Below are 9156 nucleotides of genomic sequence, written 5' to 3'. Positions count from 1 at the left end.
ATAAAAACACTTTAATTAAATTATAAAAAATACTATTTTTATATTATTTTTTTAAGTAGTATTATAGTTTTTCATTTATGTTTAATATCTATTGCATTTTCATTCTGTAAAGTAAACCATAAAATTCTACTTTTATAAATTTCAAATATTAATTTAAATAGTATCTATTATTTTTTTTAATATGAATAATAAAATAAAAAAAGGAATCTATATATTATATTCCTTAAATATAATTAGATTCCTTTTTTATTAATATTATTTAGTTCCGTATAATCTATCTCCAGCATCGCCTAATCCTGGTACTATATATCCATGGTCATTTAACTTTTCATCTATAGCAGCAACATATATATCTACATCTGGATGATATTTTTGAACTTCTGCTATACCTTCTGGAGCTGCAACTAAGTTAACTAATTTTATACAATTTGCTCCTCTTGATTTTAATACATCTATAGCTGCAACTGCTGAACCACCCGTTGCAAGCATAGGGTCAACTATTATCATTTCTCTTTCTTCTATGTCTTGAGGAAGTTTGCAGTAGTATTCTACTGGTTTTAATGTTTCTGGATCTCTGTATAATCCTACATGTCCAACCTTAGCAGCTGGAGTTAAACTTACTAAACCATCAACCATTCCTAATCCAGCTCTTAATATAGGTACTATACCTAATTTTTTACCAGCTATAACTTTAGATTTAGTTTTTGTTACAGGTGTCTCTATTTCTATTTCTTCTAACTGAACATTTCTTGTTATTTCATATCCCATTAACATACTTATTTCTGTTAAAAGTTCCCTAAAATCCTTTGATCCTGTGTTTTTGTCTCTCATTAATGTTAACTTATGTTGTATTAATGGATGATCTGTTACTATTACTTTACTCATTTCTTATTCCTCCTACTTATTATGTCTCGTTTCAATTTGCTTTATCATATCAACCCTTTTTGAGTGTCTATCACCTTCAAAATCTGTACTTATCCATGCTTCTACAATTTCTAAAGCTAATCCCCTTCCTAATACTCTTTCTCCTAAAGATAGCATATTAGCATCATTATGAGCTTTAGACATTTTTGCAGAAAAAACATCAGATACAACAGCACATCTTATCCCCGGAACCTTATTGGCAGCTAAAGATATCCCTATTCCTGTTCCACAGCACACTATTCCGTAGTCTACATCTTTGGATACAACTGCATTTGCAACTTTTTCTCCAAATATAGGATAATCAACTGACTCTAGAGAATTATCTGGTCCAAAGTCTACACATTCGATTCCTCTTTCTTTCAGATATTTAGCTATATCTGTTTTTAAATTATATCCTCCATGGTCACTAGCCAATCCTATTTTCATATGTACAATACCTCCAAATGTATATCTATTGTTTACATTATAAAATATATCTCGTAATATTATACATTATTTGTTATAAATTTTATATATAATTTTCTAAGCTTTTATAATTTTATATCCTGCCGATTTTAAAAGTCTATTCATTATAGCTTGACCTACTCCACTTGTTGAAAATTCCTCTGAATATACTATATCAATATTCATTTTATCCATTTGTCTTAAAGCATCAAATAAATTACTACCTACTTCTTCTAAGGTATTTCCTAATGAAACTACTGTTCCATTATAGCTATCTTTATTTTGTTCTAAGCACATTACTCCAGTTTTTAAACCTTTTTCATTATTTTCAACTACAAGAGAATTTATTTTTTTTATAGTATCTTCTCTATTTCCATATACTATATAAACATCAGCATCAGGAGAGTAATGAGTATACTTCATTCCTGGAGCTTTAGCTTTTTTATTATCTTCCTTTTTTTCTAGAGATGGATCAATTAAAACAGTTCCTATAATATCTTCTAATTCTTCCTTAGTTATACTTCCAGGCCTTAATATCATTGGAGTTTCTGTTGTAACATCTAGTACAGTAGACTCTAAACCAAAGTTGCAATCTCCACCTAAAACTATGCCACTTACTCTTCCCTTCATCTCTTCATAAACATGGTCTGCCTTAGTAGGAGAAGGTCTTCCAGAAATATTTGCAGATGGTGCTGCTATAGGAACACCTGCCTCTTTTATTATTTCTCTAGCTATTAAATGAGATGGCATTCTTACAGCTACTGTTTCTAGACCACCACTAGTTCTATATGGAACAATATCTTTTTTATTTAATATTACAGTTATTGGTCCTGGCCAGAATTTATCCATTATAATTTCAGCCTTCTCATTTATATTTTTAGCTAGATTGTACACTTCCTCTTTATTATATATATGTACTATTAGAGGATTATCACTAGGTCTTCCCTTTGCCTCATATATCTTTTTAACAGCATCTTCATCTAAAGCATTTGCACCTAATCCATATACAGTTTCTGTAGGAAATATTACAGTTTTTCCTTCAGCAAGTAATTTTGATTGTTTCTTTATTTCATTTTTATCTATATCATTTATGTCTATTTTACTTATGATAGTATTCATCTTTAGTATCCCTGCTTTCATCTCATTTTTAGATGTAATATACAATTATTGTGCCAACTAAAAAACCTATTATACAATATAAACTTCTTGATTTAGGAAATATTTCTTCTAATACAACATACATCATCGTACCTGCTGCTAATGCTAAAAATACTCCTATTAAAGAATGGAATATACTTCCGAAATAAGCACCTAAAAAACTTCCTAATCCCATTGGTAATCCTGCTATTATTGTAAATAAAATCACCTTAGATATTTTCATCTTACTTCCAACTAAACTTAATGCCATTGCTAATCCTTCAGGAATATTATGTATACCTATTACTATTGCAAGTGTCATGCCTAGTGTCTCTGTAGACATAAAGGATGATCCTATAGCTAGTCCTTCAGGCAAGTTATGTAGCAATATACTTATAAAAATAAGATATCCTGTTTTCATATCTTTAGATACATCTAATTTTGTTTTTAGAAACATAGTTAATAAAACACCTATGAAAGTAAATATTACTGTAGGTGCTACACCCATTTCATTCATAGATTCTTTCATTAAGTCAAATACAACTACAGCTAGCATTATTCCTCCAGATAGACCCATAAAAAAATCTAGATATCTGTCAACATTTCTTTTAAATAGTGCAGATATAACTCCACCAAGTCCTGTACCAATAACACCAGCAAGTAGCCCTATTAAAGTTATTCTAAGTATCATGTTATCCCCCCTTGTACTATATAACATTATATACAGTACAAGTTAATAACATTACCAAAGTATTACATCAATTTTATATATAATAATTTGCTCAAAAAAATCCCTAAATTAATAGGGATTTATATTGATGCCATCTTTTCAGTTTGATCTAMAGTANTTACATCAATTTTATATATAATAATTTGCTCAAAAAAATCCCTAAATTAATAGGGATTTATATTGATGCCATCTTTTCAGTTTGATCTACAGTAATTAGAGCATCTATCATTTCATCGATATCTCCGTCTATGAATGAATCTAACTTGTATAATGTTAAGTTTATTCTATGGTCACTTACTCTACCTTGTGGGAAGTTGTAAGTTCTTATTCTTTCAGATCTATCTCCTGTACCAACTTGACTCTTTCTTTCTGCAGCTATATCTTTATTTTGTTCAGCTATAGCTTTATCATTTAATCTAGCTACTAATATTTTTAGAGCTTGTTCTTTATTTTTTAACTGAGATTTACCATCTTGACAAGATACTACTTCTCCTGTTGGTATATGAGTTATTCTTACCGCAGAGTCAGTAGTGTTAACACTTTGCCCACCATTTCCTGAAGAACGGAATACGTCTATTCTTAAGTCATTTGGATTTATATTTACTTCTACTGTTTCAACTTCTGGTAAAACTGCAACTGTAGCTGTTGATGTATGGATTCTTCCTCCTGATTCAGTAGAAGGTATTCTTTGAACTCTATGAACTCCTGATTCATATTTAAGTCTTGAATATGCACCTTTACCTTTTATTAAGAATGATACTTCCTTGTATCCACCAACACCAGTATCACTTGCACTTAATAATTCCATTTTCCATCTTCTTCTCTCAGCATATCTAGAGTACATTCTAAATAAGTCCCCAGCAAATAGAGCTGCTTCATCTCCACCTGCTCCACCTCTTATCTCAACGATAACGTTCTTTTCATCGTTAGGGTCCTTAGGTAATAATAATATCTTAAGTTCTGCTTCTAATGGTTCTACCATATCTTCCATTTCTGATAATTCCATTTTAGCTAATTCTCTTAATTCTTCATCTGATTCTTCTTGTAGTATTTCTTTTGAATCAGCTATGCTTTGTAATACATTTGTATATTCTCTATACTTCATTACTATTGGTTCTAAATCAGCATGTTCCTTCATATATTTTTGCCATGATTTTTGATCATTTATTACTTCAGGATCACTTATTTTTTCTGTTAGCTCTTTATATTTATCTTCTAATACTTCTAACTTCTTTAGCATATTTTCACCTCTTTATTAGTCAATATCAATTCTTTGATTATATCACAGTTTAAAACCTATAACAACTCTATCAATACCTTGAATATCCTTCTTTGTGTATATTTTATCATATCCATGATACTTCATTATTTTAGACACATCTTCTGCTTGATCATGCCCAACCTCATATGCCAATATACCACCTTGATTTAAATATTCAACAGATTCCTCTGTTATTTGTCTATAAAAGTCTAGTCCATCTTCTCCACCTTCAAGAGCATTATATGGTTCATAATCTTTTACTTGTGTATGAAGAGTTTCTATATCCTTTCTTGGTATATACGGAGGATTAGATACTATTATATCAAATTTATCTACTCTATCTTTTATTCCACTAAATACATCTGATTTAATAAATTCAATTTTATCATCCACACCATTACTTACAGCATTTATTTTTCCTACTTCTAATGGTATATCAGATATATCAAGTGATATTACTTTTGAATTTTCTATATATTTAGCTAAACTTACAGTAATAGCACCTGAACCAGTTCCTATATCAACTATATTAATTTCTTCATTTTTATTTTTACAAAGTTCTATTATCTCTTCAACTAAAGTTTCTGTATCCGGTCTTGGGATTAGTACACCTTCCTTAACGAAAAAGTCAAGTCCCATGAATTCTCTATTTCCTACAATATAAGCAACAGGTCTTCCATTTATTCTATCATTTATATACCCTAAAAATTCATTATATTGTTCTTTAGTAAGTTCTTTATTCAAATTTAAATGTATGTAAATTCTATCTACATCTCCAAGTGCTTTTTGTAAAAATAATTCTACATCTAATCTCGGTGTATCACTTATTTTTTCTAGCTCTTGAGAGTATTTTATGATTATCTCTCTTATTGTCATATCTTCTCCTCTATTTTTCATTTATTACAGCTTTTAGTGCAGTTAATGCAACTTCTAATTGTTGATCATCTGGCTCTTTTGTAGTAATTTTTTGTAACATCATACCTGGATATGCGACAATTTTAGTAAGTTTATTATCATATTTCCCAAGAAATTTTATTATTTCATAAGATATTCCAGAAACTATTGGAATAAATAGTATTCTCATAGCAATTCTTATCAATGGATTTGGCCATCCAAAGAAAGAAAATAATATTATTGAAGTTGCCATTACTATAAATAAGAAGTTTGTTCCACATCTAGGATGAAGTGTTGTAAATTTTCTAGCATTTTCTACTGTTAATTCTAATCCACTTTCATAACAGTGTATAGATTTATGCTCTGCACCATGATATTCAAATACTCTTTTTATATCACTATTTTTAGATATTATCACTAGATAAGCAAATAAGATACTTATTCTAATTATTCCCTCTATTAAATTAAGTATTAACTTATTATCAATTATTTTTGAAAATATACCTCCTACAGTTGTTGGTATTACCATAAAAATTCCTACAGAAATCAATAAAGATAATAATAATGATATCCATATCATTGCATCATTAGCTTTATCCTTAAATATCTTTTTTACAAATCTATCAAAAGCATCTTCTTCCATATCTTCAGTGAAAAATTCAGATGAAAAATTTAAACTTTTTATTCCTTCTATCATAGTTTCTATTAATATAAACCCACCTCTTAGAAAAGGTATCTTATCTAATTTTTTTTCATTTATCCAACTTTTTATATTATTCTTTTTTAATACAATCTTTCCATTACTTTTTCTTACAGCAACAGCTCTTTTATCTTTAGATTGCATCATAACACCTTCTATAACAGCTTGACCTCCTACAGATACATTACTCATTTCCCCACCTCTTAAAATCAAAATTTAGTTTATACATATACTTTATTATAATACAAAAAATCCTTTTAAAGTAAAACTTTAAAAGGATATATTAACAAACTTATTTATCTTCATGAGGTACTACATGACACTTTCTACATCTAGCTTCATAGCTTTCTACGGCTCCAACTTGAATTATAGGGTCATTGTATCCTGCTGGTTGTCCATTTATTAATCTTTGAGATCTTGTAGCTGGTTGACCACAAACTGAACATATAGCTTGTATTTTGTCAACAAATTCAGATACTGCTAAAAGTCTTGGAGTTGGCCCAAAAGGTTCTCCCTTAAAGTCCATATCTAATCCAGCTGTAATAACTCTTATTCCTTGATTTGCTAAATCTATAGCTACATCAACTACATTGTCATCAAAAAATTGAACTTCATCTATACCAACTACTTGAGTTTTATCATCTATATAATCATAGATTTGATTAGAATTATCTATAGGTATAGCTTCTATACTATCTCCGCTATGAGAAACAACATCTTTTTTACTATATCTATTGTCTATTTGAGGCTTAAATACAACTATATTTTGTTTTGCTATTTTAGCTCTTTTTAATCTTCTTATTAGCTCTTCACTTTTACCACTATACATAGGACCTATTACAGTTTCTATATATCCGTGATTTACTGGTCTATACACGCCTATTACCCCCTATGATTAATTGTCATATTTTTATTATGATTATTACATATAAGTTCAGTAATTAAACAAAAGAAGAGTTGGTTTCCCAACTCCTCTTCTTATGAATATTAGTCCATTTTGAATCTCTTCTTGAACTTGTCTATTCTTCCACCAGCTTCTATATTCTTTTGCTTTCCAGTATAGAAAGGATGGCATTCAGAACATATTTCAACTTTTATTTCGTCCTTAACAGAACCAGCTTGGAATGTGTTTCCACAAGCACAACGTACTTCTATAGCTTCGTATTTTGGTTGTATATCTTTTTTCATTCTATTCACCTCTTTCGTTATTCTATAAATTAAATATATTAATTTTTCGTTTTGCAATATCAACTACACCATTATAGCATAAGTTTTTTATGCATTCAAGGAGTTTTTGCATTACTTAAAGAGCTTTTATTGATTTTATAAATTCATCATTATTTTTAGTTTTCTTTAGTAATTCAATAACCTTATCAGTAACCTCTAATACTGAATTATTACTCATTTCTCTTCTTAATCTCCATAAAGCTGTTTTTTCTTCTTCACTAAGTAATAAATCTTCTCTTCTTGTTCCTGATTTATATATATCAACAGCTGGGAATATTCTCTTTTCAGCTAACTTTCTGTCTAGATTTAATTCCATATTACCAGTACCCTTGAATTCTTCAAATATTACATCATCCATTCTTGATCCTGTTTCAACTAGTGCAGTTGCAAGTATAGTTAAAGAACCTCCTTGTCTTATATTTCTAGCTGCTCCAAAGAACTTCTTAGGACCATGTAAAGCCCCTGGATCTAAACCTCCTGATAAAGTTCTACCAGTCGGAGATATTGTTAAGTTGTAAGCTCTAGCAAGCCTTGTTATACTATCTAAAAGTATTACAACATCTTTACCATGTTCAACTAATCTTTGCGCTCTATTTAAAACCATTTCAGCAACTTTTACGTGATGGCTTGATACTTGGTCAAATGTAGAATATATAACATCTCCATTTATAGATTCTCTCATATCGGTAACCTCTTCAGGTCTTTCGTCTATAAGAAGAACTATTAATTCAACATCTGGATGATTCTTAGCTATACTATTAGCTACATTTTTAAGAAGACTAGTTTTACCAGCTTTAGGTGGTGCAACTATTAAACCTCTTTGACCTTTACCTATTGGAGATACTAAATCTATAAGTCTTGTAGCTATATCATTTTGACTTCTTTCTAATGTTAGTCTTTCTTCTGGATAAATAGGTGTTAATAGTTCAAACGCCCTTCTTTGTATTGCTGTTTCAGGATTTTCATCATTTATTTTTTGCACATATAAAAGTGCCCTAAATTTTTCACCTGTTTTAGGATGTCTAGTTATTCCCTTTACTTTATCCCCAGTTTTCATGTTAAATCTTCTTATTTGAGATGGAGATACATAAACATCTCCCTCAGTAGATAAATAATTTGAACCTCTTAAAAATCCAAATCCATCTGGTAATATTTCTAAAACTCCCATTACTTCATCATCTTTTGATGTATTAAATTCATCTACTATTTTAGATTCTTCTACAACCTTAGGTGTATAATACCCCTTATTATTTTTTGTATTTACGTATTCCGTATTCGATGATTTATTATCATTTTTTTGATATCTATTTTCTGTATTTCTATCCGTATTTCTCTTTTCATAAGGCTTTACATAGCCTCTATTTTCTACATTTTCATTTTTCTCTATCTTTTTTTCCGGCATTTTACTTACTTNTTGTTTCTTTACTATTTTCTTTTATATTTTCACTTATAAGTTCAATTAATTCATTTTTTTTATATTTACTTGTAGATTTTATACCTATTTCTTTAGCGATATCTCTAAGCTGAGGTAATGTTTTACTACCTAATTCATTTGGTGTTATTTGATCTAAATTCAAAAAAATCCTCCTCATCTATCATATAAATATGTATCTTTATCTTCTTTTTGGAAATCAAAGGTGTGAAAAAGAAAAGTTTAATTAATAATTAATTTTAATAATATCACCATTGATATGTACGGTCAATAAATAAACTTAAATATAAAACTTTATTATCTAATATATATCTTTTACGATTTATAAAAATTTTAAACCTTATATAAGATTTAATAAAGTTTAAAAATAATATACTTTATTAATATTAGATAAATCTAATATATTC

11 protein-coding genes are annotated in these 9156 nt (G+C 29.0%); all 11 read right to left on the bottom strand.

The window, feature by feature from the left end; translation table 11 throughout:
• Nucleotides 1–255 precede the first annotated feature (255 nt).
• Nucleotides 256–885, bottom strand: coding sequence for a uracil phosphoribosyltransferase (upp, locus tag G3997_RS00300; RefSeq protein WP_296646274.1), 630 nt, complete (start codon nt 883–885; stop codon nt 256–258).
• A 12-nt stretch (nt 886–897) separates the two neighbouring features.
• Nucleotides 898–1350 (bottom strand): ribose 5-phosphate isomerase B, encoded by a 453-nt coding sequence (rpiB, locus tag G3997_RS00295; RefSeq protein ID WP_296646271.1) that lies wholly within the window; start codon nt 1348–1350, stop codon nt 898–900.
• A gap of 96 nt (nt 1351–1446) precedes the next feature.
• On the bottom strand, nt 1447–2487 hold the full coding sequence (locus G3997_RS00290; protein ID WP_296646270.1) for an L-threonylcarbamoyladenylate synthase: 1041 nt from the start codon (nt 2485–2487) through the stop codon (nt 1447–1449).
• A gap of 28 nt (nt 2488–2515) precedes the next feature.
• A complete protein-coding gene (locus G3997_RS00285; RefSeq protein ID WP_296646267.1) occupies nt 2516–3196 on the bottom strand; it encodes a ZIP family metal transporter in 681 nt (226 codons plus the stop codon).
• 214 nt (nt 3197–3410) lie between these two features.
• Complete coding sequence (gene prfA / locus G3997_RS00280) at nt 3411–4475, bottom strand: peptide chain release factor 1 (protein ID WP_296646261.1); 1065 nt, start codon at nt 4473–4475, stop codon at nt 3411–3413.
• A gap of 42 nt (nt 4476–4517) precedes the next feature.
• On the bottom strand, nt 4518–5393 hold the full coding sequence (prmC, locus tag G3997_RS00275) for a peptide chain release factor N(5)-glutamine methyltransferase (RefSeq protein ID WP_296646257.1): 876 nt from the start codon (nt 5391–5393) through the stop codon (nt 4518–4520).
• Nucleotides 5383–6282, bottom strand: a complete 900-nt coding sequence (locus G3997_RS00270; protein ID WP_296646254.1) for a DUF1385 domain-containing protein — start codon at nt 6280–6282, stop codon at nt 5383–5385. Before G3997_RS00270 ends, prmC begins: the two co-directional genes overlap by 11 nt.
• A 100-nt stretch (nt 6283–6382) precedes the next feature.
• Nucleotides 6383–6967 carry a thymidine kinase gene (locus tag G3997_RS00265; protein WP_296646251.1) on the bottom strand — a complete coding sequence of 195 codons (585 nt, stop codon included), beginning with the start codon at nt 6965–6967 and terminating at the stop codon, nt 6383–6385.
• 110 nt (nt 6968–7077) lie between these two features.
• Nucleotides 7078–7278 carry a 50S ribosomal protein L31 gene (gene rpmE / locus G3997_RS00260; RefSeq protein WP_296646245.1) on the bottom strand — a complete coding sequence of 67 codons (201 nt, stop codon included), beginning with the start codon at nt 7276–7278 and terminating at the stop codon, nt 7078–7080.
• 115 nt (nt 7279–7393) lie between these two features.
• Entirely contained in the window at nt 7394–8719 is a 1326-nt protein-coding gene (gene rho, locus G3997_RS00255; RefSeq protein WP_296646239.1) for a transcription termination factor Rho, read from the bottom strand.
• Nucleotide 8720: 1 nt separating this feature from the next.
• Nucleotides 8721–8909, bottom strand: coding sequence for a Rho termination factor N-terminal domain-containing protein (locus G3997_RS00250; protein ID WP_442971197.1), 189 nt, complete (start codon nt 8907–8909; stop codon nt 8721–8723).
• Nucleotides 8910–9156 lie beyond the last annotated feature (247 nt).

This window comes from Romboutsia sp. 13368 (assembly GCF_018336475.1).
Taxonomy (GTDB): domain Bacteria; phylum Bacillota; class Clostridia; order Peptostreptococcales; family Peptostreptococcaceae; genus Romboutsia.
This window is presented reverse-complemented; position numbering and strand designations above follow the sequence as displayed.

Coding starts and splice junctions, on each gene's coding strand:
- upp (WP_296646274.1), bottom strand. CDS start 885: ATGAGTAAAGTAATAGTAACAGATCATCCATTAATACAACATAAGTTA.
- rpiB (WP_296646271.1), bottom strand. CDS start 1,350: ATGAAAATAGGATTGGCTAGTGACCATGGAGGATATAATTTAAAAACA.
- G3997_RS00290 (WP_296646270.1), bottom strand. CDS start 2,487: ATGAATACTATCATAAGTAAAATAGACATAAATGATATAGATAAAAAT.
- G3997_RS00285 (WP_296646267.1), bottom strand. CDS start 3,196: ATGATACTTAGAATAACTTTAATAGGGCTACTTGCTGGTGTTATTGGT.
- prfA (WP_296646261.1), bottom strand. CDS start 4,475: ATGCTAAAGAAGTTAGAAGTATTAGAAGATAAATATAAAGAGCTAACA.
- prmC (WP_296646257.1), bottom strand. CDS start 5,393: ATGAAAAATAGAGGAGAAGATATGACAATAAGAGAGATAATCATAAAA.
- G3997_RS00270 (WP_296646254.1), bottom strand. CDS start 6,282: ATGAGTAATGTATCTGTAGGAGGTCAAGCTGTTATAGAAGGTGTTATG.
- rpmE (WP_296646245.1), bottom strand. CDS start 7,278: ATGAAAAAAGATATACAACCAAAATACGAAGCTATAGAAGTACGTTGT.
- rho (WP_296646239.1), bottom strand. CDS start 8,719: ATGCCGGAAAAAAAGATAGAGAAAAATGAAAATGTAGAAAATAGAGGC.